Consider the following 25,945-nt stretch of genomic DNA (forward strand, 5'->3'; position numbering starts at 1 on the left):
AAGAAAGCGCAATCACAGCTTTTCTGTTTGTCTTCTAAGCTTAATCAATCGTTGGTTTCCTGACCAAAAACTGACAAGTACAGCAGCGAGTCCTAGTGTTACAATAAAGCTAGCTATCCAAGGGTTGTAAAGGATGGTTGAAGTCGTGCTGATCAATACCCCTCCCGCTCCTGCGCCCGCCGCTAAACCCAAATGAACAATCGATGTATTGATACTGAGCACAAGACCGGACGATTGCGGCGCTTGTTGAATAAAATACGTTTGGATAGCCGGACCGGACATGAACATAGACACCACCATGACGGTAAGCAGCACTAACCCGATTATAAGCGAATTGGAAAAAAGAGGAAGCAGAGCCAATACAGCCACATGAATAACCACACTCATCGTTACCATTCGAGCAGCTCCCCATCGGTCAACACCATACCCTCCCAAACGGGAGCCGAATGCGCCAAACAGACCAAACACAAGCATAATGATGCTGATTCCGGAAAATTCCACATGATAAATGCTCTGAATAAATGGGGTTAAGTAAGTAAACAGAACAGAGTTCCCAGATTCTCTGAAAAAGGTGAAAATCAGACCGCTTACGATGACCATACTGCCCAGCACTTTGAATTGCTGTCTAAATGGGACAGCAGCGTCCCCTTCCATATCGGGGAGCAGCCGGTAAATCATGAATGTAGTTCCTACGCTCAAAAGCGATAATATAAGGAAAATTGCCTGCCAGCTTAGCCAATTTGTAATGGCTATTCCGAACGGAACACCAAGGATCATCGCGCTGCTAAAGCCGAGAATGATCGTGCCGATGGCACTGCCCAGCTTCTCGGGGGGTACAATTTTCGCAGCGGTACCTAATGCCGAAACCAGATAAACACCGGAGCTTACCCCAAGTATGATTCGGGATATCAAGAGCACTGCTATATGCGCACTTGCAAAGGAAATCAGGCAACCGAGGATAAATGCAACGAGTGAGCCTGCCAACACTTTTCTGCGCCCCATTCGGGCAGTGAGTGAAATCAGGATGGGAGTACCAATCGCAAACGAAAGCGAATAAACAGTAATCAATTGCCCGGCAAGGGCGATGGAAACCTTCAAATCATCGGCTATGACCTGCAAAATTCCGGAGACGACCAGCTCGGAGGTTGCAGTGAAGAACACACCAAGAGCTAACAGATAAATAGGGAGTCGATTCATTACATTCAATCCTTTCTGTAACTCGCAGCACCATCTGATCACCTATAACCAGCTTATCATGTTCGTTATTAGGCCTTTGCGAGATCATTTGATTGAATTATAATAAGGTTACAATATAAATGTAAGAAGGCAAACTATTTGGACATTATCCAAATAAATGGACTTACTAATTTTAAGTAAGTAGGTGATATGGTTTGGAAGTAGTCAATGAAGAGAAGCAGGAATTCACCAGCATCTGCTCCGTGCTGCAAATTCTCGGGGCCAAATGGGCTTTTCTGGTGATTGCCGAGCTGTCCAAAGGGCCAAAACGCTTCAAGCAGCTGCATAGGGATTTAGCGATTATCAAGACACAATCCTTAACCGATGTACTGCGGCACCTGGAGAAAAACGGGATTGTTTTACGTGTTGTATTTCCTTCTGTTCCTATTTCAGTCGAGTATTCATTGACAGAAAAAGGGGCTGATTTTCAGACCGCACTGAAGGAGATGGACAAGTGGGCGGTAAAATGGGGAAAGACGGAATGAAAGCTTGCGTAACATCCTATCGAAATCTGTGTTAAAATGTAGTTTACTAGACTTGTAACAATTCATGGATGGGATTTGAGTTAATGCGAATTACGAATATGCATCATTTCTCGGAATATCACCGTTTTTATGTGGCGCGTGATTTTTCATTAAGTGGTTTGGATATGAAAATGCTCTCTACAATCTATCAGCCTATGATCGGAGCGTATGCGGTCAGCTTATATCATACGCTCTTTCTGCAGCTGCCTGTCGATAAGGTAGGCTACTCGGCCACCGAACAGCAGCGGAGGCTGTTCTTGTCTTTGGAGCTGGAGACGGGGGAGCGTGGGCGTAAATATTTTATTGAACAGACTGCCAAGCTGGAGGCTGTGGGCTTACTGAAAACGACGCGGAAGTTTGCCGAGGTTTCGGATGATTATGTGTATGTATACACGCTGTCAGCCCCATTGTCACCAAATGAATTTTTTAAAAACCAGCATTTGACCCTGCTGCTGAGAGACAAGGTTGGCAAATATATGATCTATTCGCTGCGCGATGAGCTTGTGCTGCCGGAATCAGACGAGCTGAAGGGTGCCAATGAGGAAAATTTATCGGTTCCTTTCTATGAGCTGTTTCATTTGAATTCGCAGGTCATTGATCTGGAAATGGAGCAGGCCTTTTTTGAAACGGCAGTGTCCAAACCCTCGGAAATCAAGCCTGAAAGTACAAAAGGCTTCCAGTATTCGGATATCATTATGCATTTTCCGCGTGAATCGGGCAATCGTGTGTTCGTGGAGCAGTTGAAGTACGAGCCGGAGCAGATGGGACAAATTAATTATGTAGCCAAAAAGTACGGCTTATACTTAACAGACATTTGCCGGCTGCTGGATGAGGATGGCGTGTTTGATCCGCAGGGCGAGCTGATGCTTGAACTGCTGCAGCACAAGGCGAACATGGTCTTTCGGCAGGATAAGAAGCGCGGTGAGGAACGGGGACGATATTTGGCCAAGGTCGATCAACAGACGCGTGGAGCTGCCTCATCTAATCAGGCAACCGGTGCTGACATCGCTGCTGACAAGACAGTTGAGATGGAGTTTTATTTGCAGGTACCGGATATTTTTCAGGGCGAATGCAATCAGCACCAGTACAACTATATTTTACGGAATGAGCCTTATATCTTTTTACTGGAGAAAATCTTTTCCAAAGGCACCGTACCGGACGGACTGCTGGATACGCTGGCGAAGGTCGATTTGAATTATGGCTTGAAAGAGGAAGTTATCAATGTCATGATCCATTACTTATATATGAACAAGCGCTCATGGTCCAAGGCGTCGATAGAATTCAGCGTTACGGACATGCTGGCCAAGCAAGTGAACTCTTTCGAGCAGGCTGTGCAATATATACGCGAGCAGTCCAAGTATCAGGAGAGCAAGACGGCACCTCGTACAGGCGGTCGGACTGGTACTGCGGGTGGAGCCGCAGGCGGACGCGGTACGGGAACAGCGCGTGGCGGCGTGAGACAGAAGCCGCTGCTGCCTACGGTAGAGGACAAGCCAAGCACAGCAGCTTCCAATCGCAGTGCAGAAGAGCGTGAGGCGATGCGAAGAAGAGCGCAAATGCTTGATGGTAAAGTCTAGTATTTAGGTGAATAGCGAGCGCAGCGAGACTCATTCACCAGCCTTCTAGAATCAAGCTCAAGTCATATAATAACGGGAAGGAGTGTAAGAACCTATGGAATCGCTCGCGGATGCGTTAAAGTCGCTGCCCAACTCCAAATTTCGTCAGCAGGCCGAGGAAAAGGTGAGACAAATATTGGCTGATCCATTAGTGGTGAAGCTGCGTGCCAAATATCCGACGCTTGATGAATATACAATGAAAATCAACATGAATCGGCTGTATCAATATGTGAGCGAGCATCGGAACTGCTCCAACTGTCCGGGTCTGGATTTGTGTCCGAATGATTTTGAAGGTCATTATACGCTGCTATCGGTCGAGACGGAAGCCGGTAAAGCTCATCTGTATGACACTAAGGTAGCTTGTAAGAAGCAGATCGCCAGACAAAATCAAGAGGCTATCCGCAGCCGGATCCGCAGCTTTTATGTAGATGAGCGGGCACTGTCGCAAGGCTACTCGTCGATGGAAATTTTCGATAAGGACCCTGCTCGTGAGGAAGCTGTGGACAGTCTGATTCGTTACATTATGAAAACCCGTGATGAAGGCTTGCAAAGCTCGGGTCTCTATTTGGCTGGAAGCCTCGGCACCGGAAAAACGTTTCTGATGTGCTATCTGCTTCACGAGCTGGCGAAAAGCGGCTACACGGGTGCTATTGTGTACATGCCCGATTTTGCCGAAGATTTAAAGGCAATGTTCCAGGACCCGCAGAAGCTGAAGGAAACCATCGATGCACTCAAAGATACGGATTTACTCGTATTTGACGATATGGGAGCGGAAAATTTGAACCCGTGGCTGCGCGACCATGTAATGGGTGCCATATTGAATTACCGAATGAACCGCAAGCCAACCTTCTTTACGTCAAATCATGATTTGGACGCATTGGAGCAGCATTTCAGCTTCACCAGCAAGGATGGCGATGAAGAGTTCAAAGGAAGAAGAATTATGGATCGGATTCGGCCTTTTGTGGAGGTCATTATGGTGAACGGCTACAACAAGCGCGGCAAGTGATTCGCAATTCTATGCATAATGAAAGTCCGTCTCTACATGAGAGCGGGCTTTCTCCAGTGATATCGACACAAAAAAAGCCTGTTCCCAAAAGGAACAGACTTTACTGATGTATCATCGGCTTGAACCAAGCTCGATTCCTACTTCATTAGCAGCGTAATAACTGTTGCGGCTACGCCCATGAGCAGCAAAAGGACGAAAAATACACCGAAACCAATCGCCGTGTCCAGAAAATCATTACTCGGCTCTTCGTTAATATGAAGCTCGGGGTGATTTACTTCGTTCATAACAATAATTCCTCCTTGGATTGAGTAAAACCGATGGTTGAAGAATTACATTCAGTATACCCAACTTCACAGATAAATGTAAAGCATGGAGAAGGGAAAATTGTACGTCACATTAATTGATTGTGACAAGATAAAGGCGGATTGCATTGGAAACAGTTAGCCAAGCGGTATTGCGGTTGAAAATAGGGTCTATTGTGGTATACTTTACATGTTGACAACCTATTTTATCGGATAAAGGAGAACTTTTTATGGCTATCGTAAATGTTACAGATCAATCCTTTAAGAATGAAGTTGAAGGATCTGGCACGGTTTTGGTTGATTTTTGGGCTCCATGGTGTGGACCTTGCAAAATGATCGCTCCTGTTTTAGAAGAGCTGGATAAAGAGCTTGGAAGCTTGAAAATCGCTAAGGTTAACGTGGATGACAATCCGGAATCGGCTTCCCGTTTTGGTGTAATGAGCATCCCGACGCTTATCGTTTTCAAAGATGGCCAACCTGTTGATAAAGTGGTAGGCTTTCAATCGAAGGACGCTTTGAAGAACGTTGTATCGAAGCATCAATAATGTGCCAAGTCAGTTTTGCTACGCAAAACTTAAAGCGAATGCTTACGAAGTAAGTTTTGCTACGCAAAACTCATGGAGTAAAAGCTCTTTTTCTGCTATGCTGGAAAAGAGCTTTTTTTGTGCTTAAAGGAGTGGAAATGTGATGTCTACACATGAAGATGAGCAGGAACGTAAGCAGAGGGCAGAGCAAATTCGCAGTAAGCTGGCGCTGCTGCCAGAGAAGCCAGGCTGCTACCTGATGAAAAACAAGGAAGGCACGATCATCTATATCGGCAAAGCGAAGGTGCTGCGCAATCGGGTACGCTCATATTTTACCGGAAGTCATAATGCCAAAACCTATGCGCTTGTTAATGAAATTGCCGACTTTGAATATATCGTCACGGCCAGTAATGTCGAGGCATTAATTCTGGAATGCAACCTGATCAAGAAGCATCATCCTCGCTATAATGTATTATTGAAGGACGACAAGTCCTTTCCCTATATCAAAATCACGCATGAAACTCATCCGCGGCTGGAGGTTACTCGCCGTGTGCTGAAGGATAAAGGGAAATATTTTGGCCCGTATCCGAATGCGTTCGCGGCGCAGCAGACGAAGAAGCTGCTGGATCGGCTGTATCCGCTGCGCAAATGCAAAAAGCTGCCTGACCGGGTTTGTCTGTACTATCATCTGGGCCAATGCATAGCTCCCTGTGAGTACGAGGTTGATCAAGAAACGTATGAGCAGATGGTACAGGAAATTTCGCGTTTTCTAAACGGCGGTCATGATGAGATCAAGAAGGATTTGACGCGCAAGATGCAGGAGGCGTCCGAGGAGCTGAATTTTGAACGGGCCAAGGAGCTGCGCGATCATGTGCTTCATATTGATCAGGTCATGCAAAAGCAAAATATTACGACGACAGATGCGATGGACCGCGACATTTTCGGCTATGCGGTGGATAAAGGCTGGATGTGCGTCCAAATATTATATATGCGTCAGGGCAAGCTGATTGAACGGCATGCTTCGATGTTTCCTTATTATGGCGATGAGTATGATGATTTTGTAACCTTTATTACGCAGTACTATAGTGAGAATCCGGCACTTCCGAAGGAAATATTTTTACCGCTGGAGGCTGTAACGGTGCTGCCGGCAGCTGCGGTGACGGCCAAGACGGAACCGGCTGAGCCTACCAGCCCTCAGTCTGAGCTAAGCCAGGAGTCGGGCTCTGAACAACCGGAGACCGAAGAATCGGAGGCAGGACCCGAGATTGAGGTTGCGAAGAAGGATGTCAAGGAAGCGCTGGAGAGCTGGCTCAAGGTAAAGGTGCATTATCCACGCAGAGGCTCGAAGAAAAATATGGTTGCGATGGCCGGTGATAATGCACGTGTCAGTCTGGACGAGAAGTTCCGGTTAATTGCCCGCGATGAGCAGCGCACCGTAATGGCTGTCGAGAATCTCGGAGATTGGCTTGGGACAGGCGTCATTCGCCGTATTGAGGCATTCGATAACTCAAACATTCAAGGCTCTGACCCCGTTTCTGCTATGGTTGTATTTACGGATGGCAAGCCGGATCGCAAGGAATACCGTAAGTACAAAATCCGCACAGTCATAGGCCCGGATGATTACGGCACGATGCGTGAGGTCATAAGACGCCGTTATGAGCGCGTTTTGAAGGAAGGCTTGCCACTGCCTGATCTGGTCGTTATCGATGGAGGAAAAGGGCAAATCTCGGCGGCTATCGATGTGCTGGAAAATGAACTGGGTCTTTATATTCCGGTTTGTGGACTCGCGAAGGACGACCGTCACAAAACGGCTCAGCTGATCATGGGGGACCCTGCAGAAATCGTTCCGCTGCCGCGTGATAGTCAGGAGTTTTATCTGCTCCAGCGTATTCAAGACGAGGTCCATCGCTTCGCTATTACGTTCCACCGCGAAACGCGTGCTAAATCGATGATCGTTTCCCAACTGGATTCGATTCCGGGAATTGGCGAGAAGCGGCGTAAGGCAATGCTGAAGCATTTTGGCTCGATGAAAAAAATAAAAGAAGCCAGCATTGAAGATTTCCGGCTTCTGGGTATCGGTGAAAAGCTGGCCACACAAATATTACAATCGCTTAATCAGGATCAAGACGAGGCATAGATAGTGCCCGTCTTTTTTTGTTGCCATGCAGCCGATACAGCAGCCAGCCGACAAGACCAGGAAATATCAGATAAAAGCTGCCAACAACGATATGCATCCAATCCCCGAGACCATACAAGGAGAGCCCCATCAAAATACTATCCATCGAGGCGTGGGCAAACAGTACCGTCATAAACCCGTATTTAAGAAAGGCATATCCAAATATGACACCTATAACGGTGACCTCAACAAGACGGGTATAGACCGGATAAATTGGATATTGGGTATGGCTCATCGCCCAGATGATGCTCGGAAGCAGTATGGCGAGAAAACGAACTCGGACGATTTTGAGAAAAAATGCAATACCGAACAAGCGGTATACGGATTCTTCGGAGATCGCCGCTGCCCAGGCCATAAGAGGGAATAGTGCAGGGATGGTCATGTTCAGCACGGAATCGGCAGCATCATTCACGGACCATACGTCAAAGGCATGCTCGGCTATAAAGAACAGCACTTGCTGGACGCCGAGAATAAAGAAACAGAGCAGATAGCCGCGAGTCATCGCCATCCATACCTGGCTCCCAAAGGCGGGGTCCTGCCAAGCCGGCAGTGGATTCCAGCTGAAACGGGACCATATCTGTCTGCCCGCAAGAATGGAGAGATAGACGCTAACAGCCATCATCGCAATTATAATGTTGAGAAACCACAAGTAAAAGAGTGCCTCAAACTGGGATGGACCCGCCGTATGTGAGGTTCGGAAAGCCGGCAGCATATTGAAATTGTTTCCGATATAAATAATTAGAAAAATCAAAGTCAGCAGCAGGCCGCGGCGAAATGTGATTTGGCGCCGATAGCGTATGATAATGAATAGAGCGGTGGCCGCCATAATTAACGACATACCCATACTGATGTTGGTCATCAGAGAGGCGCTGCTATTTTGCTGCTCCTTCCATTCCCCAAACGCACTCGGGATCTTGAAATCTGGCTGGAAGGAAACAACCTGACCCTTCGAGATATTGAGTGTAAGCTGTAGTTTTGCCTGTCCGATCAGATCGGTTTTGCTTTCATATACAAGCACACGCCCGGATGGAGTGGTCGCATTATTCTTTTGGTTCAGGTTGGGGACGGTGTCCAGTAAAGTGAAATTGGTTGGCGAGTAGCCCTGTTCCCTGATGGTTTGCTCGGCAAGCAGCTGAGGATCCACTCCTGGCGCAGATACCGTATCTGCTTTGGTCGATGGCGACACATACGTTTTCCAGCCGAGCACCTTCTGATTGGAGTAATTGATATCGATGTAATAAGTTTTGGAGCTGGCAAGATCATTGATTTCAACCTCGTAGTAGTCCAGAGGCAGCTGGGTATATCGCTCCGTATAAGACTTGAATAAGTGCTCCTTCTGCAGGTATCCGCTTCGTTCGGAATGAGTCTGGTATAACGTGCTTGTCTTATGAACGTCTGATAATGCGAAATGCTGCCTGGCAAAAAGGACCGCGGTGTCAGCGGCTGCCTGCTGGGTAATAGTCGGTACGCCATCTGCCTCTTCATTGGCTGGAGGAGGCCCAGACAAATATGAGGATATGAGAATGACGGTAAAATAAAGGATAATTCCGACAACTGCCAGCAGCTGCAGCGGTCTATCCGACGAACGATTGATCATAGCGGTCTCCTTGGAATGAAGAAATGGTAAGGCTTGATTATTGTATTCCATAAACTTAGCATACATGTCTGATCAAATCCAATGCATTACCAAGCATAACGGGGATAAACGTTGAAAACCCAAGCGAATACTCAGTTTGATGCCTGCCAGCTCTAATTAGAATCGGAATATCCCTGCTTTTCGAGTTATTACGACTTTGTACTTATGGAGGATTAGCCTTATAATTCATATCAATTGAATACAGAAGCCGAATTTCTTTCCGAAAACGGGGGAACCATTTGTAGTAGTAAGGGGTGAATTCGATTCCATTCATGAGCGTGGAATTGATAGGGTACCTGTAAACCCGAATCCGTCAGCTAACCTCGTAGGCTTTATGGCAGGAACCTGTATAGATGACATTGGGTTTCCGGTGTCTTTTTTTTGCTGTTTTTCAAATATTTGTGAGGTGAGAAATGAAATTGACGCTAAAAAAAATCCAATTAACACCTCCGCAAATTTTGGTATTGGGCTTTGCCGCGATTATTTTGATTGGAGCCATGGTGCTTACGCTTCCAGTCTCGTCGGCGACGGGGGAACGATTATCTTTTATTAATGCTTTGTTTACAGCGACATCCGCCACTTGTGTGACGGGGCTTGTTGTTGTGGATACAGGCACGTACTTCTCCATGTTTGGTCAAATCGTCATTGTCACGTTGATCCAGATTGGCGGACTCGGCTTTATGACGATGGCGACCTTATTTGCCTTTGCGTTGAAAAAACGAATTTCTTTGAAGGAACGCCTCATTCTTCAGGAAGCGATGAACCAAGGGAGTATGGAGGGGATTGTGCGCCTGATTCGTAAGGTAATCCGCTACTCGCTTACGATAGAGCTGATAGCTGCGATCATTTTTTCCATCCGCTGGTCAATAGATCTCGGTCCAGCAAAAGGTATTTATTTTGGAATCTGGCATGCGATTTCTTTTTTTAATAATGCAGGGTTCGATTTGTTCGGCTCGGTCAGCGGACCTTTCAGCAGTCTGACCTCGTATGCGGCCGACCCGGTTGTCAACATCGTCTCCATGGGACTTATAGTGTTGGGCGGTATCGGTTTTATCGTCATGTCGGACCTGCTTGAATATAGAAAAGTAAAACGGCTGTCGCTCCATTCCAAGGTGGTATTAAGCACAACAGGTGTGCTGATCCTCACAGGAGCTGTGGTGATGTATGCTTTTGAATTCAGCAACACCAAAACATTAGGATCAATGGACTGGTCAGGGAAAATATGGGCCTCATTCTTTCAATCGGTAACGCCGCGAACAGCAGGGGCCAATACGGTCGATATCGGAGCGATGCGCCAGGCTTCCCAATTTTTTATGATAATTCTGATGTTTATAGGTGCTTCCCCAGGCTCAACAGGCGGCGGGATCAAGACTACGACCTTTATGACGCTGATCGGTGCGATTGTGGCGATGATTCGCGGCAAGGAAGACATCGTATTGTTCCATTATCGGTTGGGTAAGGAGCGGATTCTAAAGGCGATCACGCTAACGATGATTGCGTTATTCCTTGTGATTTTCGTGGCCATGATATTATCCACCACAGAGAGTCATCCGTTTCTAATGATACTCTTTGAAGTTACCTCGGCTTTTGGCACGGTAGGCCTGACGATGGGATTAACGACGGATTTGACAATGGTTGGTAAAATATTGATTTCACTGACGATGTTTGCTGGCCGTTTGGGGCCAATAACCTTGGCGTATGCACTCGGACCCAAAACTGAAAAAGAATTATACAGATACCCTGAGGGGAAAATTACAATCGGATAGGGGAAAAGCAGGATGAAGCGCACGCAGTATGCAGTAATTGGTTTGGGGAGATTCGGGTCAAGTTTGGCCAGAGAGCTAACCAAGTTAGGTCATGAGGTTCTTGGCATTGATCAGGACGAAGAAGCGGTTGATGAAATGAGCGAGGTGTTAACCCATGTTGTCGTCGCTGACTCTACAGATGAGGAGGTGCTTCGCTCACTGGGCATACGTAACTTTGATTGCGTGATCGTGGCGATTGGAAGCGATATTCAATCAAGTATATTAACAGCAATTTTGCTCAAGGATATAGGGGTACCGCTTGTTGTCACCAAAGCATTATCGGAGCTGCACGGTAAGGTATTGAGTAAAATCGGCGTAGACCGGGTGATTTTTCCGGAGCGTGATATGGGAATTCGTGTAGCGCATCAGCTGGTATCACCGAACCTGTTGGATTTTATCGAGCTGTCGAGGGATTATACGATTGCTGAGCTGTCGGTACCAAAGCGAATGTCGGGGCGAACGCTAAAGGATCTGAACTTACGAGTTAAATATGGCTGTAGTGTCGTTGCTATTAATAAGAAGGAAGGCGTCATTATAGCGCCTACGGCTAATGATTTATTGGAAGAACGGGATATTATGGTCATCATAGGCACGAACTCGCAGATCGAATCGTTTGAAAATGAAGTCGTGAAGTGATCGCTTGTAGGGCATGTTGATAGCCTTGTGAATCAGATTCGGAGTGTGTTGAGTTGAACAACGAGGTCAGTGAGCTGGTTTACCATGTATTGTTCTTATTGATATTTATATTGGGCATGGGTATGCTGTCCGGTAAATTAGCCGCCTGGCTGAAGCTTCCGGATGTCGCTTTATTTTTGATTGCCGGGATGGTCGTGGGCCAGGGCCTGCATCTTGTAACGGAGACCAGTAGCTCGTTTACGAATCAGTTTATATTAACCTTGGGTTCAGTCTTGATATTATTTGATGGCGGTCGCAATATCCGGTTGTCCGGTCTTCGAAAAGTGTGGCTGACCTTGACATTGCTAAGCGTACCCGGTGTGCTGATTACCTGCGGGGTTGTCGCTGTGACCGCACATTGGCTGCTGGACATGCCTGTATTGTACGCAGTTCTGCTTGGGGCTATCATTTCATCTACTGACCCGGCAACGCTGATCCCCGTGTTCAAGCAGGTGCGGATTCGTACCAAGGTGAGAGAAACGGTTGAGAGTGAATCGGCATTCAATGATGCGACCGGGTCGATTCTGACGTTTTCCGTACTGGCTGTCATCATCGGAGGACAGGCGATCTCTGTATCGGCAAGTGTTATGCAGTTTCTGGTTACCGCGCTTGGCGGTATTCTGGTAGGGGCTGCAATAGGTTTCATCTTGGTTTATATTACGGCGCATAGCAAGCTCGGGTGGATGCGGGATTACGCCACTATCGCGATGGTGGTTACAGCTATTGCTGCTTATTTGCTGGGTGAAACGATTCATGTCAGCGGGTTTATGGCTACCTTTACAGCAGGGCTCATTTGGGGAAATGTGCATATTTTCAAGCTGGATTTACAGGACAAGCATCAAGAGATGGGACATTTTAGTGAAAATATAACCGTTATCATGCGGATGCTGATATTTATTATGCTTGGCAGTCAGGTGAATTTTGGCGTAATCTGGGCTAATCTGTGGCCGAGCCTCGGGGTCATCGCTGTTTTCATATTTATTGCACGTCCGTTAACTGTACTGGCTTCGGCGCTGCCGGACCGTAAGGCACGCTGGACCTGGAGAGAGCTCGTATTCATGTTCTGGGTTCGTGAGACCGGAGTCATTCCTGCGGCCTTATCCGGTATGGTGGTTGGTCTTGGCGTGAAGTATGCGGATGTGATAGCTTCGGTAACATTTCTTGCTGTGCTCTTCACGATTTTGTTGCAGGCAGGTACGACGGCCTACGTGGCCCGAAAGCTGGGAGTCATTGAAACTGATACGGCTACAGATTCGGAGGAGCTCAATCACTCCGGTTAAAGTGACTTTTGGCTTTTTCAATAAACCGTTGTGCCGATGGATGATGAACGGCTTCCTCTGTGAACAGCAGTGAGGTCGTTCTTGTTGTTTGATCCAGAGCAGGGATGAAGCGGACGACCAGCTCGTTTTCCTCCAGAAAATGACGGCGAAGGTAAGATTCGGGCAGCAGGGTCGCGGTTTTACAGGTGGATACGAGACGAATGATCGCCTCGAAGGAATCGATCTCCATTTTGACATCAGGATGCAGCGAATAACGCTGGAACAGCTCGTCCATCAGAATCCGATACCAGGTGCCGCGTGAAAATAATATCATCGGCAGCTCGTGCAGGTCTTCGATATGGATGGTCGCCTTATCCACAAAAGGATGATTATCCGGCAGCACAATACATAGACGGTCATCGAAAAGCGGAATACACTGCAGCCCGGGGTGCTCAATCTTGGAGGCCACCAGGCCGATGTCCACCTTGCGCTCCTTGACCATCGGGACGATCTCATGGGTTTTTCCGGTAATGGCTTTAATATCGGTATGCGGGTAGTCCTTGGCATAAATCGTAATCAGATCAGGCAAGGTGGACTGCAGTGTGGTGAGGCTGGCCCCGATAATAATACTGGAGGGCTTATCAGTCGTTTTGAATACCTCCAGAGAACGCTGCAGCTTGCGCCCCATAGCGCGCTGCTCCAACGCATACTCATAGCAGATTTGTCCGGCACGGGTAATTTCCAGCCGTTTGCCTTTGCGGTGAAACAGCTGGATTCCGAGCTCCTCCTCCAGACGCATAATTTTTCTCGATAAGGCCGGCTGTGAAATATTTAACGTTTGGGAAGCCTTATTCAAGCTCTCCATTTCGACGACAATGGCGAAGATATCGATATTCTCAAACATCCAATAACCTGCTTTCTGTTATGCTTATAACACATAAGTGATTATAAAAAATCGGCACTTCCATTATAAGCACTAAAGGAGTACGATGTATAGGTCACGTAATCTTCACAAAATTTGTCTATAACTGCATAAAACGTTGTCGAATCATGGAAAATAGGCGTAGCGAACTTGTTGACGCTTGTTTCTTGCGGGGGTACAATGAAATATGGTTTTGACAATGGTGTGAACACGGCTATTTACTACTTAAGGGGGGAACGCATTCTAATGTTTCGAAATTCGTATTTAAATCGTAAGCTGCATTCATTACTTGGTGTTATCCCGGTCGGATTCTTTCTGATCGAACACCTAATAACCAACTACTCCGCTTCAAAAGGCGGACATGTGGCATTCCTGGAGCATGTGGATTTTCTGCACAATCTGCCTCTCACATTAGCACTCGAAATTGTAGGAATCTGGATTCCGCTGCTGTACCATGCCATTTACGGCTTATATGTAGCTTATACGGCACGGAATAACGTATCTAACTATGGATATTTCCGCAATCAAATGTTTTTTATGCAGCGCGTGACAGGGGTTATTACGTTCTTGTTCGTTGCATGGCACTTCTTTCAAACACGCTTTCAAATTACATTGGGCTTGCCGCAGGAGCAAATCGGCGTGCAAATGCATCATATTGCAACCAATCCGATCAATTTTGTATTGTACTGTATCGGGATTGTGGCTGCGGTGTTCCATTTTAGTAACGGTATGTGGTCATTCCTGGTTAGCTGGGGAGTCACTGTCGGACCGCGGGCGCAAAAAATTTCTACATTTGTATGGATGGGCGTATTCGTATTGATGACAATTATGTTCATCATGTCTTTGACCGCATTTTTAAGTCCTGAGTTCCAAAATCTGCCGATGCCGGTTAAAGGTTAAGGAGGGAATACACAGCAATGGCTAATTCAAAAGTAATCGTAGTTGGCGGAGGTTTGGCCGGCTTAATGGCCACCATTAAAGCCGCTGAGGCAGGCGTTCACGTTAGCCTGTTTTCATTAGTTCCTGTTAAACGTTCACATTCCGTCTGTGCGCAAGGTGGAATCAATGGCGCCGTTAATACAAAAGGCGAAGGCGATTCCACCTGGGAGCATTTTGACGATACCGTATACGGAGGAGACTTCCTCGCCAATCAACCGCCTGTTAAGGCAATGTGTGATGCTGCACCTGGTATTATCCACTTAATGGATCGTATGGGCGTTATGTTCAATCGTACACCAGAGGGTTTATTGGATTTCCGCCGCTTTGGAGGCACCCAATACCACCGTACGGCATTTGCCGGAGCAACTACCGGACAACAATTGCTCTATGCATTGGATGAGCAGGTTCGTCGCTGGGAAACCGCAGGTCTTGTAACGAAATATGAGCATTATGAATTTCTTGGAGCTATCATCGATGACGATGGCGTATGCCGCGGTATTACTGCTCAGGATCTGCGCAGTATGGAAGTGTTGTCCTTCCCTGCAGATGCGGTTATTTTGGCATCAGGTGGTCCTGGTATCATTTTCGGTAAATCAACGAATTCGGTTATTAATACAGGTACAGCGGCTAGTGCGGTGTATCAGCAAGGTGTTTATTACGCAAACGGCGAGTTTATCCAGATTCACCCTACGGCGATTCCGGGAGATGACAAGCTGCGCCTGATGTCAGAATCTGCACGTGGTGAAGGTGGTCGGATTTGGACCTACAAGGACGGCAAGCCTTGGTACTTCCTGGAAGAAAAATATCCAGCCTATGGTAACCTGGTTCCCCGTGATATTGCAACCCGCGAAATCTTCGCAGTGTGCGTAGACGACAAGCTCGGCATCAACGGCGAAAACATGGTATACCTTGACCTTTCCCATAAGGATCCAAAAGAACTGGATGTTAAGCTTGGCGGAATTATTGAAATTTATGAAAAATTCATGGGCGATGATCCGCGTAAAATCCCGATGAAAATATTCCCTGCGGTTCATTACTCCATGGGCGGCATGTGGGTCGATTTCAATCAAATGACCAACGTTCCCGGCTTATTCGCCTGTGGCGAGTGCGAGTATCAGTATCATGGTGCCAATCGCCTCGGTGCCAACTCGCTGTTGTCCGCTATTTATGGCGGGATGATTACAGGTCCAAAGGCTATCGAATATATTAAAGGCTTGAGCAAGCACACAGAAGATGTTGCAACGACTGTGTTTGATCGGGACCTGAAAAAGCAGAAGGATAAGTATGAGAGCCTGTTGAAAATGGAAGGCAAGGAAAATGCTTACGTGCTTCACAAGGAACTGGGCGAATGGATGACCAACAACATGACGGTTGTTCGTTACAACAAGAAGCTGCAGGAAACCTTGGACAAGATCAACGAATTGAAGCAGCGCTACCAAAATATCAGCATGACGGATACAGCGCGCTGGAACAATCAGGGTGTAGCTTTTACCCGCCAATTGTGGAATATGATGGAATTATCACATGCGATGACTTTGGGAGCTTTAATGCGTGACGAGAGCCGCGGCGCTCACTATAAACCGGAATTCACCGAGCGTGATGACGAACGTTTCCTGAAAACAACGAAAGCCAAATGGACTCCAAACGGCCCAACCATTGAATATGAAGATGTTGACGTATCCTTGATCGAGCCACGTAAACGCGACTATTCGACGGATAAGAAGAAGGGAGGACACTAATCATGGCTGAGACGAATACAGCTAACAAAAAAGTGAAATTCATTGTAACCCGTCAGGATTCTCCGGAAAGCAGCTCTTATACTGAGGAGTTCGAAATTCCATATCGTCCTAATATGAACGTCATCAGTGCCCTGATGGAAGTGCAGCGTAATCCTACCAATGCCAAGGGTGACAAAACAACACCGGTATGCTGGGAATCGAACTGTCTGGAGGAAGTATGTGGAGCTTGCTCAATGGTCATCAACGGTAAGCCGCGCCAAGCATGCACAGCATTGGTGGATAAGCTGGAACAGCCGGTACGTATCGCACCGATGAGTACGTTCCCGGTTGTTCGTGACCTGGTTATCAACCGCGAGCGGATGTTCAATGCACTCAAAAAAGTAAAAGCATGGATTCCGATTGATGGTACGTATGACCTCGGACCAGGACCGCGGATGGCTGAATCCAAACGTCAATGGGCTTATGAGCTGTCCAAATGCATGACCTGTGGGGTATGCCTGGAATCTTGCCCGAACGTGAATGATAAAACGTCCTTTATCGGACCTGCTGCCATTTCCCAGGTTCGTTTGTTTAATGCTCATCCGACAGGTGAGATGAATGCGGAAGAGCGTCTGGACACCTTGATGGAGGATGGCGGCATTGAGGGCTGCGGTAATTCGCAAAACTGCGTGCGTTCATGCCCGAAGGGAATCCCGCTCACCACTTCTATTGCGGCTATGAACAAAGATACAACCAAACATTTGTTTGCCAAGTGGTTGGGACTATAAAGGTAGTATTCACAGACCGACTCCTTCATCCGTGATGAAGGGGTCTTTTTTACATTATCCTCGCGTTATTTTAAATATTGACGAATAGACGTTTTATGATTACAATTTATTTAAACGTTTAAATTTTAGGTTCTAGGGGTGGTTCATTGAGCAAAAATCGTCAGATCACGATTGTCGATATTGCGGATGCGGCAGGTGTATCCATTGCAACCGTATCCAATGTGCTTAACCGTCGCAAGGTTCCGATGTCGGAGGGGACTATTCGCAAGGTTGAAAAGATCGCTGAGGAGCTTGGGTATCGACGAAATGTGATGGCGGCTAACCTGAGCCGCAGGAAATCCTTCGAGCTCGGGCTGATGATACCGAACTATGATGCTTATTATGGCCGTTTTGCTGAAGAAATGGAGCGGACCGCGCATCGCTTCGGTTATCATATGTCCGTTTTCTCTGCCGGGGGCTTTGATCCGGATATGGAGAAACGCCATTTGGAGGTTTTATTACAGCGCAGAGTGGATGGGCTGTTTTGCCACGGGCTTGCAATGACTCCTGATACGACCCGTCAAATTGTCGGCGACGGAACACCGCTCGTGCTGTTTAATGCCTGGAATTGGCCGCAGGACATCGCCATTCACGCTGTGAATCTTAACTTCGCGGATGGATGTGTACAGGCTGTCCATCATTTGGTCGAACAAGGCTGCGAAGCATTGGTCTATCTCAGCTCCGTACGCTCCAAGGCTACGAATGAGCAGCGTTTAAAGGGCTTTCTGCAGGGATTAACTGAGCTGAATACACAATCTGTCGCTTCTGGAATTGTGGACCTGAAAGATAGACCGATGTCGGAGCTTGTGAAACAGACGCAGGAAATCAGTGGGGGAAAGGGACCTATCGGTATTTTGGCATTTGACGATCTCGCAGCTCTTCGTTTTATGTCAGCGGTGCAGGAGCAAGGCTATCGGGTTCCTGAGCAGTACAAAATTTTTGGAATCAATAATGATCCTGTTTCCAGCGCCTGTTATCCGCCTATCTCAACACTCGATATTCCATACAGCCAGCAGGCGCAATACGCCATAACACTGATGCTTCGGCAATTGGGTGAGGAGCCGGATACGGATGAAGGGGTTCCCGCACTTCCCGATTCCATTGAGCATGAGCTGCGTATTCCTATGGCCATGCTGCCACGACTGTCGACTTCAAGCAAAAGTTGAATCAACTATAGTACCTGTTTAATAAAATAAATCAAACTGGGAGTGTGATAGTGGATGTGGAAGAAAGCGATTGAAGATGTTTTGGTTAAAACGAGAGCAAATATTAACCGGTTTGGCGATTTATTCCCGCATGTCAGCAGCAATGGGAAATATGACCTGAACCCGAATGATGAGTGGACGGACGGGTTTTGGTCCGGTATTTTGTGGTTGTGCTATGAGTACTCGGGTGATCCCGTATTTAAAGAAGCTGCCCTTCGAACGGTAGACAGCTTCCGCGGTCGTCTGGAATCAAACACCAAGCTCGATCATCATGATATTGGCTTTCTCTATTCCCTGTCTTCCAAAGCGCAATGGATTATTGAACGCGATGAAGCCGCGAAGCAATTAACGATTCAGGCGGCGGATGTTCTGCTGGCGCGTTGGAGACCAAAGGGACAATACTTACAAGCCTGGGGACCTGAAGGCGATCCGCAAAATGGCGGTCGGATCATTATCGATTGCTTGATGAATTTACCGCTTCTGTATTGGGCCTATGAGCAAACGGGCGACGAGAAATACAAGGAGATTGCTGTCCTGCATGCTGATAAATCGCGCCGTTTTCTGGTTCGTGGCGATGATTCCTCGTATCACACGTTTTATTTTGACCCGGAGAATGGGGAATCCCTGCGAGGCGGCACGCATCAGGGCTATAAGGACGGCTCTACCTGGACTCGCGGACAAGCCTGGGGTATTTATGGCTTTGCCTTATCCTACCGTTATACAAAGGATCCGTTGTATCTGGAAACGTCCAAACGATTGGCAAAGTACTTTCTGGCACGTTTACCGGAGGATGATGTTGTGTACTGGGACTTCGACGCTCCCATCAATGCTGATACGAAACGTGACAGCTCCGCTTCGGCGATTACCTCAGCAGGCCTTCTTGAATTGCTGACGCATTTGGAAGCGGACGATCCAGATCGTGCTTTATTTGAGGATGGGCTGCAGCGCTCGATGAAGGGTCTGGTCAACAGCTATGCAACAATTGGACAACCGGATGCAGAGGGCTTGCTGGATCGTGGCTCCTACAGCGTTCGCAGTGGTCATGCACCGGATGATCATGTGATTTGGGGAGATTATTATTACCTGGAAGCATTGGTTCGACTGGAAAAAGGTATTCAGGGCTACTGGTACGATAGATAAGTCAATTCAAGATTATTGAAGGGTAAAAAAGGACCTTCAGCTCTACTTATTTAAGTGGGGGTGAGGTTCCTTTTTTCATTGTGATGGGCTAATTCCACCTCTGCTCGTTCCTCTTCACGATGCAGTAAAAACTGCTTGCCATACTCTCCGTGAGGATGTATATTGGCATTTTCCATTTGAATCGTGGAATGCGTGATCCCGTAATGCTCCTTCAAGGTTTCGTTAATAGCTAGTATGATGCAAAATGGCTGAATGTTATCGTTGATGAATACATGAGCGGTCAATGAGTAATGATCAGATGAAATCGCCCATAAATGCATTTCGTGAACGTCCTCAACACCTTCCACCTGTCCGATCGCAGCACGGATTTCATCCAGATTAAATTGCGTTGGTACGGATTCCATCAGGATTAAATAAGAAGCTTTAATGATCTTCAAGCCGCCCATGAAAATAATCGCGCCGATACAAATACTGATTAACGGATCAAACCACTGCAATTGAGTAAAATAAATAAGTATGGCGGATACAATAACACCAACCGAGCTTAGCAAATCGCCGATAAAATGCCACAATGCGCTCTGGATGTTCAAGTTATTTTCTTCCTTCATACTGCGGCTCAGGATGACCGTTAGTACGATATTGACAACCAGACCGATGGAAGATATGACAAGCATCAGCTTAAAGTCAATCGGTTGGGGATGGATAAAGCGCGTGATACCCTCAACAAATATCCCGACGGAGATAATGGCCAAGGCGAGCCCATTCAGGAAAGAAGCCACAATCTCAAACCGCAAATAGCCAAAAGTAAATCTGGCATTCGGTGGATGTGTGGCCAAATAGATCGCAATCATACTGAGTCCAAGCGCCAATACATCAGAGATCATATGGGCGGAGTCAGATAACAGGGCCAGGGAATTGGACAGAAGACCTCCAATGATTTCGACGATAGTGAAGAAAAGAGTTAATATAAGGGTAAGCCACAATGTTTTTTTGGATTTGGATTGTTCCTTTACATGACCCAGATGATGATAATCATACATGAAGCACGCCTCCTTAACGAATAAGTAACCTATGGATGGATTATACGTCAAGGTCGGAATTTTGGCAAATACTTTAATTGATACTGTTTATCAGCGTTTTGATAGTAATTATCATTGATTTGAGAAGTTTTATCATTGATTTACTCCATTTTACTATCAAATACTTCAAATTTGCTAATAGAATATGGCAAAACATTTGAATTACCTATCGTTACTTAACCTGATTAATAAGCGCTTTCAAAATTGTTACACAACTGAAATATATCTGTTATGGTTTTAACATCTTCGTCGTGTATTATAATAAACAAGACCCCCTTTTTAATATAAACACTTGAAGAGTCGCCCCGTTGGCGGCTCTCTTTTTTTTGTCTGGAAGTGGAAAAAAATAGGTGCCGATGGCTCATTTTTATATTGTAACTATTCCCGATTTAAGGTATTGTTCATATTAGAGAAACACACATAAGCAGCTAAGCTTCATTATTTTTTTGTTATTGTGGGACGTAAAATGTCTATACGGGACGATTTACGTCCCTCGGTCAAAATGCTAAGCTTCGAAATACGTGCTAAGAACTTAAGCCAATTAGGGGGAGTCTAACATGTTGAAGGAAAAAAATTATGCATGGATGCTGATTGCTTTACTGTGGTTGTTCAGTTTTTTTGGATCTATCGGTCGGTTTGTCCAGTCTTATTACCAGAATGATATCTCTGAATATTTAAGTGTAGGAAGAGCTTTTCTTGGCTTAACGTGGTCTGTAAACCTGTTGATTTCGGCACTATGCGCACCTATCGGCGGTTGGCTGGTAGATAAATACGGATACAAAAAGATCATGCTGCTCACAGGACTTATAGGCAACATCGCCATACTAACCGTGTTATATGCAAATACTCCAGCAGGCTATTTTATCGGCTTCGGCATCCTGTCTGGCTTGGGAGGAATGAATGCATCTTCGATTTATGTTCTGGTAGCGGACTGGTTTACAAATCATAGAGCCAAGGCTTTAATGATTGCAAGCAGTGCAAGCTCTCTGGGACTTGCCGTATTGACCCCTATTTTTGTTTACTATGAGGCATGGTTAAGCTGGACGAAATTGTACTGGATCTTATTTGTTATCGGTTGGGGATCGATCCTGTTTATCCTCTTTTTTGTCCGTACGAATCGTGTTGAGCAGGGTGCCGAGGCCGAGCAGCTTCAGGATAAGCAAGCTCCCAAAGAGCTCAAGCTGTTGGAAAATGCAAAAAGATGGATTCCTAATTTCATTCAGTACTGCAAAAATCCTACCTTGGTCGTCGTCATGATTGCTTTGTTTACGTGCGGCTTTAATATGGGAACGGTTGAGAGGCATTTTATTGCCATTCAGCAGGTTGCCCATGTACATGAGACCGTATTTGCATCTTCACTGAGCTTGCTGGGCTTGCTGGAAATCGCGGGAGGATTATTTTTCTCATTCCTGATTGATCGTATCAACAGATTGTTAGCCTTATCGATTTTATATTTCACTCGAATTATTGCATTTGGATTTTTAATGATGCACTTTGAATGGTCACCGATCCTGTTTGCTCTGCTGTTTGGCGCAAGCTATTTAGGAGCTATTCCTGGTGGTATTCTTGTAGCTACAGAAGCTATGAAGGCTTCCCATAAATCGATAGGGCTGCAGACGGGCGTGCTGATCCTTGTTCATCATCTGGGTGGTGTTTTCTCCGGGTATTTGGGTGGCGTTAACTACGATTTGTTTAATAATTATGATTTGCTTATAGCTGTTGATATCGGTTTAACTGCTTATTCGGCTGCAGCCTACTATACCATATATAAAGCGAATAGAATGAAGCAAAGCCATGGAGTGTCGCGGGAATTGTCGTGAGAGTTGAAATGTTGAAGGACTCGTGAAAATCCAACTATGGTTTGTATGAAATGTCAATGCTATTATTAGTATAAGGTAAAATTTGTCTAGAGGCATTTCGCAGGTGTGACTACATGTTGTCCATTCGATTTCAATCCCACTTTATTCTAAGGAGAGCCGACCGCATGCGCTTGTTACAGGGAAGTATTTCTGCAAGATTCAAGGTTATTTACGGACTGTTTTTTTTACTGATCATTTCATCGACCGTCTGGCTATCCTATTTGAGCTCCAAGGGCAGTCTGGAGGAGCAGCTGCGCAACACGAATATTGCACTGCTGAACCTGACCCAGCAAAAGATTGAAATGATGCTGAGGGAAATTGATACGAACACGATTAATTTTATTCAGGAGCCGGAGGTTGTTTTTTTTCTGAACGGCCGTTACTTGAATGATGAGCTGCGCTTTAATCATTTTCGGGTGCTGAATGACCGGTTCAAGACGCTGATGTTCGCTAACAGCAATATTTCCTCGTTCTATTTGTATTCGATGGAAAGCAAAAGCCTGCTGACCGGAACTATGTTTTCGGATGAAGCGGATTTTTATGACATGAAGTGGAAGGATGCTTTTATGTCGATGAAAGGGTACCAGCAGTGGCTGGATACGAGAAAAATCGCGGAGATTAACACCGGACTGCTGCTTGAAAAAAATGTGATTACCTTGGTTCGTTCATTTCCTTTGATCGGTATGCCGCAATTTCGTAAAGGGGCGATTATCGTCAATATCGAGGAGAGCACGATCTCCAATCTGATACAGGATGTCGATAAGCAGCGGGTCGGGCAAACCATGGTCATGAATGAGCAGGGAATTATTATTTCCTCACAAAACAAGGAGCAATTGTTCCAGCATGTGAGCAGCATCAAGTCGGCTCCTTCACTGAGTGAATTATCGGGCAGCGGCTATGTGACTCATAGTACGGACAACGGGAGCTACACGACCTTTTATTTGACGTCTGCCTACAACGGCTGGAAATATGTAAGTATCATACCGAACCCAGAGATGAACCGTCCGCTGGAAATCATTCGCAATTTGCTGTTGGCTGTCGCGGTAGGCATGTTTGTACTGGCGATCGTGATTGTATTTGCTGTTAGCAATTATACATTCCGTCCCCTGGAGCGCTTTTTCCGTTCGTTTACGGAGAAGAAGCTGGGTCAAGCCGGAGATTTGACGTATATGGAGAAATTTTTCAAGCAGGTTATTTCTGACAACGAATCCTTGCAAAAGCAGATGCACGAGAGCCTGCCAGCCCTGAAATGGCGCTTGATTATGAGCCTGCTGATGGGAGACAAGACGAACTACAACCGGATGAAGCCGTATTTTGATACGCTTGGTATTGAGCTGAGCCCTGTCCATTTTGTCGTAATGGCTATTGAGCTGGACCGCATCCAGGATATTGCTTCGTCACGTGATGTGTATTTGTTCACCTATGCCATTAGCAATGTGGCTGAGGAATTGGTAGACGGCGTGTGTAAGGGTGTATCGGTGGAATTAACGGACGGCAGGGTTGCTGTCATTATGAGCTTCGAGGAGGACGATGCCCAGGGCAACCAGATTCAGGCACTGCAAGTAGCCGATCTGGTGAAGGATTATGTTGAAGGTCATTTCAAGCAGACCGTTACGATTGGTATCGGTCGTCCTCATCTGTATCTGGATGGTATCCATGCTTCCTATCAGGAAGCGTTGAGCGCGCTAAAATATAAGCTCGTTATGGGTGATAACACGGTTATATCGATCGATGATATTGCAGGCAACAATCTCAACGACAAATATTATCGGATTTCCGGTATGAGCGATGCCGTCGTTAACTTTATTCAGGAAACGGATAAGGTGAAGACAGGCTTACAGGTGGAGAAAATATTTGACGAAATTATCGCCAGCAATGTACCGCCAGAAATGATCAGGCAGATGTGCATCCAATTGATTATGAAATCGATCAAGGTGATCTCGGATAAAGGCATGGAGGTCAAGGAATTTCTCGATCCGAAGGAAAATATTTATAACCGGATTGAGTCCTGCGTAAGCGTTGACGATATCAAAAGCTATATCGCTGCGTTCCTGCAGCAGTTGATTGTCCACACCGAGGAGAAGCGCTCAAGCAGAGGCACCAATGATACCATCAAGCAGGTGCAGGAGTATTTGGAGCAGCATTATATGGACAGCGATTTGTCGCTTAATTTGCTAGCTTCCCAATTCGGGCTGAGTGTTCCTTATTTAAGCAAGCTGTTCAAGGAAACGACAGAAACGAATTTTATGGACAGCTTGATTCAAATCCGGATGGAAAAATCGAAGGAGCTGCTGATGGATCCGAAGCGGAAAATCAATACGATAGCAGAGAGTGTCGGCTACAACAGCACCCACAGCTATATACGAATTTTCAAGAAATATACGGGGCAAACACCAGGAGAATTCAGGGAAAACCATAAAAAAGGTGCAGAGGATAAAAAGTGAACATTTTCAAATGGAGCATCAACCGTTACGATGAGGGTGTAATCCTGGAGAACAGAAAGGAGGTGCAGCTTTGAAAACACAAATCGGCGGGGCGTCCGCAGAAGCGGGTCTACATCAATCGGCGCAGCCGACTCGAATGAAGCTGGCATGGAAATATCTCAAGCGGGATAAATATTTGTACCTGCTGCTGCTTCCGATATTGGCTTACTATTTTACTTTTAAGTACGCGCCGATGTTCGGAGAGATCATTGCCTTCAAAAACTATCGGTTCGCCGATGGCATCTGGGGCAGCCAATGGGTAGGGCTCAAGCATTTTGAACGGCTGTTTACGAGTCCGGATTTCTTTAATGTATTGAAAAATACGCTGCTGCTGAATGTGTACAGCATTGTGTTTGCTTTTCCTGTGCCTATTGTATTGGCCATTATCTTGAATGAGGTCCGTGTAGAATGGTATAAGCGGACGATCCAGAACCTGCTGTACATCCCGCATTTTATTTCATGGGTTGTGCTGGGAGGTATCGTAATTGCGCTGTTGTCCCCTTCTACAGGTGTCGTCAACATTGCGCTGGTCAAGCTGCTCGGGATTGAGCCGATTTACTTTATGGCGAGCAACTTTTGGTGGCCGATCATGTTCATTTTGTCAGGAATTTGGCAAAATGCCGGGTGGGGAACGATCCTGTATTTGGCGGCTATGGCGGGTATCGATCCTCAGCTGTATGAAGCGGCCAAAATTGATGGAGCAAACAAGCTGAGGCGAATTTGGCACGTAACGCTGCCTGGAATCCGCAGTACGATTGCCATTCTGCTGATTTTGCGCGTGGGACAGATGATGGATGTCGGCTTCGAGCACATTTATATTTTGCAAAATAAAGCCGTATATGAGGTATCCAATGTCATCAGCACCTATGTGTACCACGCTGGACTTGAAGGCATGCAGTACAGCTATACGACAGCTCTCGGACTGTTTCAATCGATTATCGGTTTGATCTTGATTGTAAGCGTGAACAAATTTATTAAAGCCATGGGTGAAAACGGGCTGTGGTAAAGGGGGAA

21 protein-coding genes and 1 riboswitch are annotated in these 25,945 nt (G+C 46.3%); of the genes, 16 read left to right on the plus strand and 5 right to left on the minus strand.

Features of this window, described 5'->3' with window-relative positions; translation table 11 throughout:
- Window positions 1-12 precede the first annotated feature (12 nt).
- A complete protein-coding gene (locus LRL21_RS29410; protein ID WP_240419325.1) occupies window positions 13-1,197 on the minus strand; it encodes an MFS transporter in 1,185 nt (394 codons plus the stop codon).
- A gap of 194 nt (window positions 1,198-1,391) precedes the next feature.
- On the opposite strand from LRL21_RS29410, the gene LRL21_RS29415 reads away from it, so the two are divergent.
- The 3 genes from LRL21_RS29415 (at window position 1,392) to dnaI (ending at window position 4,382) form a co-directional block, all read left to right on the plus strand.
- The gene (locus LRL21_RS29415) at window positions 1,392-1,721 is read left to right on the plus strand and encodes a winged helix-turn-helix transcriptional regulator (protein ID WP_240419326.1); all 330 of its coding nucleotides are present in this window, start codon (window positions 1,392-1,394) and stop codon (window positions 1,719-1,721) included.
- Window positions 1,722-1,804: 83 nt separating this feature from the next.
- On the plus strand, window positions 1,805-3,337 hold the full coding sequence (locus LRL21_RS29420; RefSeq protein WP_240419327.1) for a replication initiation and membrane attachment family protein: 1,533 nt from the start codon (window positions 1,805-1,807) through the stop codon (window positions 3,335-3,337).
- Window positions 3,338-3,431: 94 nt separating this feature from the next.
- The gene (gene dnaI / locus LRL21_RS29425) at window positions 3,432-4,382 is read left to right on the plus strand and encodes a primosomal protein DnaI (protein WP_240419328.1); all 951 of its coding nucleotides are present in this window, start codon (window positions 3,432-3,434) and stop codon (window positions 4,380-4,382) included.
- 137 nt (window positions 4,383-4,519) lie between these two features.
- Here the strand turns inward: dnaI and LRL21_RS29430 are convergent, their stop codons facing one another.
- Entirely contained in the window at window positions 4,520-4,666 is a 147-nt protein-coding gene (locus LRL21_RS29430) for a YqzM family protein (protein WP_240419329.1), read from the minus strand.
- 248 nt (window positions 4,667-4,914) lie between these two features.
- On the opposite strand from LRL21_RS29430, the gene trxA reads away from it, so the two are divergent.
- Both trxA and uvrC read left to right on the plus strand, forming a co-directional pair.
- Window positions 4,915-5,229 (plus strand): thioredoxin, encoded by a 315-nt coding sequence (trxA, locus tag LRL21_RS29435; protein ID WP_076232354.1) that lies wholly within the window; start codon window positions 4,915-4,917, stop codon window positions 5,227-5,229.
- Between the two features lie 142 nt (window positions 5,230-5,371).
- Window positions 5,372-7,345 carry an excinuclease ABC subunit UvrC gene (uvrC, locus tag LRL21_RS29440; protein WP_240419330.1) on the plus strand — a complete coding sequence of 658 codons (1,974 nt, stop codon included), beginning with the start codon at window positions 5,372-5,374 and terminating at the stop codon, window positions 7,343-7,345.
- Here the strand turns inward: uvrC and LRL21_RS29445 are convergent.
- Entirely contained in the window at window positions 7,320-8,981 is a 1,662-nt protein-coding gene (locus tag LRL21_RS29445) for a CPBP family intramembrane glutamic endopeptidase (protein ID WP_240419331.1), read from the minus strand. The two genes, uvrC and LRL21_RS29445, sit on opposite strands and share 26 nt — an antisense overlap.
- A 235-nt stretch (window positions 8,982-9,216) precedes the next feature.
- Window positions 9,217-9,367, plus strand: a riboswitch (cyclic di-AMP (ydaO/yuaA leader).
- A 66-nt stretch (window positions 9,368-9,433) separates the two neighbouring features.
- Here LRL21_RS29445 and LRL21_RS29450 point away from each other — a divergent pair.
- Genes LRL21_RS29450 through LRL21_RS29460 form a run of 3 tightly spaced genes read left to right on the plus strand, consistent with a single transcriptional unit; the run spans window position 9,434 to window position 12,780 of the window.
- Complete coding sequence (locus LRL21_RS29450) at window positions 9,434-10,786, plus strand: TrkH family potassium uptake protein (protein ID WP_240419332.1); 1,353 nt, start codon at window positions 9,434-9,436, stop codon at window positions 10,784-10,786.
- 12 nt (window positions 10,787-10,798) lie between these two features.
- A complete protein-coding gene (locus LRL21_RS29455; protein WP_240419333.1) occupies window positions 10,799-11,461 on the plus strand; it encodes a potassium channel family protein in 663 nt (220 codons plus the stop codon).
- A 53-nt stretch (window positions 11,462-11,514) separates the two neighbouring features.
- Entirely contained in the window at window positions 11,515-12,780 is a 1,266-nt protein-coding gene (locus LRL21_RS29460; protein WP_240419334.1) for a cation:proton antiporter, read from the plus strand.
- On the opposite strand, the gene LRL21_RS29465 is transcribed toward LRL21_RS29460, so the two are convergent.
- Complete coding sequence (locus LRL21_RS29465; protein WP_240419335.1) at window positions 12,764-13,663, minus strand: LysR family transcriptional regulator; 900 nt, start codon at window positions 13,661-13,663, stop codon at window positions 12,764-12,766. The genes LRL21_RS29460 and LRL21_RS29465 overlap by 17 nt on opposite strands.
- A gap of 264 nt (window positions 13,664-13,927) precedes the next feature.
- Between LRL21_RS29465 and LRL21_RS29470 the strand changes: the two genes are divergently transcribed.
- The 5 genes from LRL21_RS29470 to LRL21_RS29490 all read left to right on the plus strand — a co-directional run bounded on the left by LRL21_RS29470 (window position 13,928) and on the right by LRL21_RS29490 (window position 19,510).
- Window positions 13,928-14,581 carry a succinate dehydrogenase cytochrome b558 subunit gene (locus LRL21_RS29470; RefSeq protein WP_076232342.1) on the plus strand — a complete coding sequence of 218 codons (654 nt, stop codon included), beginning with the start codon at window positions 13,928-13,930 and terminating at the stop codon, window positions 14,579-14,581.
- Between the two features lie 17 nt (window positions 14,582-14,598).
- Window positions 14,599-16,359, plus strand: a complete 1,761-nt coding sequence (gene sdhA / locus LRL21_RS29475; RefSeq protein ID WP_240419336.1) for a succinate dehydrogenase flavoprotein subunit — start codon at window positions 14,599-14,601, stop codon at window positions 16,357-16,359.
- 2 nt (window positions 16,360-16,361) lie between these two features.
- Complete coding sequence (sdhB, locus tag LRL21_RS29480; protein WP_240419337.1) at window positions 16,362-17,126, plus strand: succinate dehydrogenase iron-sulfur subunit; 765 nt, start codon at window positions 16,362-16,364, stop codon at window positions 17,124-17,126.
- A gap of 146 nt (window positions 17,127-17,272) precedes the next feature.
- On the plus strand, window positions 17,273-18,331 hold the full coding sequence (locus LRL21_RS29485; RefSeq protein ID WP_240419338.1) for a LacI family DNA-binding transcriptional regulator: 1,059 nt from the start codon (window positions 17,273-17,275) through the stop codon (window positions 18,329-18,331).
- A gap of 54 nt (window positions 18,332-18,385) precedes the next feature.
- Window positions 18,386-19,510 carry a glycoside hydrolase family 88 protein gene (locus tag LRL21_RS29490; protein WP_240419339.1) on the plus strand — a complete coding sequence of 375 codons (1,125 nt, stop codon included), beginning with the start codon at window positions 18,386-18,388 and terminating at the stop codon, window positions 19,508-19,510.
- A gap of 50 nt (window positions 19,511-19,560) precedes the next feature.
- Here LRL21_RS29490 and LRL21_RS29495 read toward each other — a convergent pair whose 3' ends face one another.
- Window positions 19,561-20,550 carry a cation diffusion facilitator family transporter gene (locus tag LRL21_RS29495; protein WP_240419340.1) on the minus strand — a complete coding sequence of 330 codons (990 nt, stop codon included), beginning with the start codon at window positions 20,548-20,550 and terminating at the stop codon, window positions 19,561-19,563.
- Window positions 20,551-21,146: 596 nt separating this feature from the next.
- Here LRL21_RS29495 and LRL21_RS29500 point away from each other — a divergent pair.
- The 3 genes from LRL21_RS29500 to LRL21_RS29510 all read left to right on the plus strand — a co-directional run bounded on the left by LRL21_RS29500 (window position 21,147) and on the right by LRL21_RS29510 (window position 25,937).
- The gene (locus LRL21_RS29500; RefSeq protein WP_240419341.1) at window positions 21,147-22,409 is read left to right on the plus strand and encodes an MFS transporter; all 1,263 of its coding nucleotides are present in this window, start codon (window positions 21,147-21,149) and stop codon (window positions 22,407-22,409) included.
- Window positions 22,410-22,573: 164 nt separating this feature from the next.
- Window positions 22,574-24,892 carry a helix-turn-helix domain-containing protein gene (locus tag LRL21_RS29505; RefSeq protein ID WP_240419342.1) on the plus strand — a complete coding sequence of 773 codons (2,319 nt, stop codon included), beginning with the start codon at window positions 22,574-22,576 and terminating at the stop codon, window positions 24,890-24,892.
- A 70-nt stretch (window positions 24,893-24,962) separates the two neighbouring features.
- Window positions 24,963-25,937: an ABC transporter permease gene (locus LRL21_RS29510; RefSeq protein ID WP_240419343.1), complete on the plus strand. Its 975-nt coding sequence runs from the start codon at window positions 24,963-24,965 to the stop codon at window positions 25,935-25,937.
- Window positions 25,938-25,945 lie beyond the last annotated feature (8 nt).

This window comes from Paenibacillus periandrae, from assembly GCF_022458865.1.
Classification (GTDB): Bacteria; Bacillota; Bacilli; order Paenibacillales; family NBRC-103111; genus Paenibacillus_S; species Paenibacillus_S periandrae.

What these genes read in the sequence shown, in the direction of transcription:
- LRL21_RS29410 (WP_240419325.1), bottom strand. Translation starts at nt 1,197, where the DNA reads ATGAATCGACTCCCTATTTATCTGTTAGCTCTTGGTGTGTTCTTCACT.
- LRL21_RS29420 (WP_240419327.1), top strand. Translation starts at nt 1,805, where the DNA reads ATGCGAATTACGAATATGCATCATTTCTCGGAATATCACCGTTTTTAT.
- dnaI (WP_240419328.1), top strand. Translation starts at nt 3,432, where the DNA reads ATGGAATCGCTCGCGGATGCGTTAAAGTCGCTGCCCAACTCCAAATTT.
- LRL21_RS29430 (WP_240419329.1), bottom strand. Translation starts at nt 4,666, where the DNA reads ATGAACGAAGTAAATCACCCCGAGCTTCATATTAACGAAGAGCCGAGT.
- trxA (WP_076232354.1), top strand. Translation starts at nt 4,915, where the DNA reads ATGGCTATCGTAAATGTTACAGATCAATCCTTTAAGAATGAAGTTGAA.
- uvrC (WP_240419330.1), top strand. Translation starts at nt 5,372, where the DNA reads ATGTCTACACATGAAGATGAGCAGGAACGTAAGCAGAGGGCAGAGCAA.
- LRL21_RS29445 (WP_240419331.1), bottom strand. Translation starts at nt 8,981, where the DNA reads ATGATCAATCGTTCGTCGGATAGACCGCTGCAGCTGCTGGCAGTTGTC.
- LRL21_RS29450 (WP_240419332.1), top strand. Translation starts at nt 9,434, where the DNA reads ATGAAATTGACGCTAAAAAAAATCCAATTAACACCTCCGCAAATTTTG.
- LRL21_RS29455 (WP_240419333.1), top strand. Translation starts at nt 10,799, where the DNA reads ATGAAGCGCACGCAGTATGCAGTAATTGGTTTGGGGAGATTCGGGTCA.
- LRL21_RS29465 (WP_240419335.1), bottom strand. Translation starts at nt 13,663, where the DNA reads ATGTTTGAGAATATCGATATCTTCGCCATTGTCGTCGAAATGGAGAGC.
- LRL21_RS29470 (WP_076232342.1), top strand. Translation starts at nt 13,928, where the DNA reads ATGTTTCGAAATTCGTATTTAAATCGTAAGCTGCATTCATTACTTGGT.
- sdhA (WP_240419336.1), top strand. Translation starts at nt 14,599, where the DNA reads ATGGCTAATTCAAAAGTAATCGTAGTTGGCGGAGGTTTGGCCGGCTTA.
- sdhB (WP_240419337.1), top strand. Translation starts at nt 16,362, where the DNA reads ATGGCTGAGACGAATACAGCTAACAAAAAAGTGAAATTCATTGTAACC.
- LRL21_RS29490 (WP_240419339.1), top strand. Translation starts at nt 18,386, where the DNA reads ATGTGGAAGAAAGCGATTGAAGATGTTTTGGTTAAAACGAGAGCAAAT.
- LRL21_RS29495 (WP_240419340.1), bottom strand. Translation starts at nt 20,550, where the DNA reads ATGTATGATTATCATCATCTGGGTCATGTAAAGGAACAATCCAAATCC.
- LRL21_RS29500 (WP_240419341.1), top strand. Translation starts at nt 21,147, where the DNA reads ATGTTGAAGGAAAAAAATTATGCATGGATGCTGATTGCTTTACTGTGG.
- LRL21_RS29505 (WP_240419342.1), top strand. Translation starts at nt 22,574, where the DNA reads ATGCGCTTGTTACAGGGAAGTATTTCTGCAAGATTCAAGGTTATTTAC.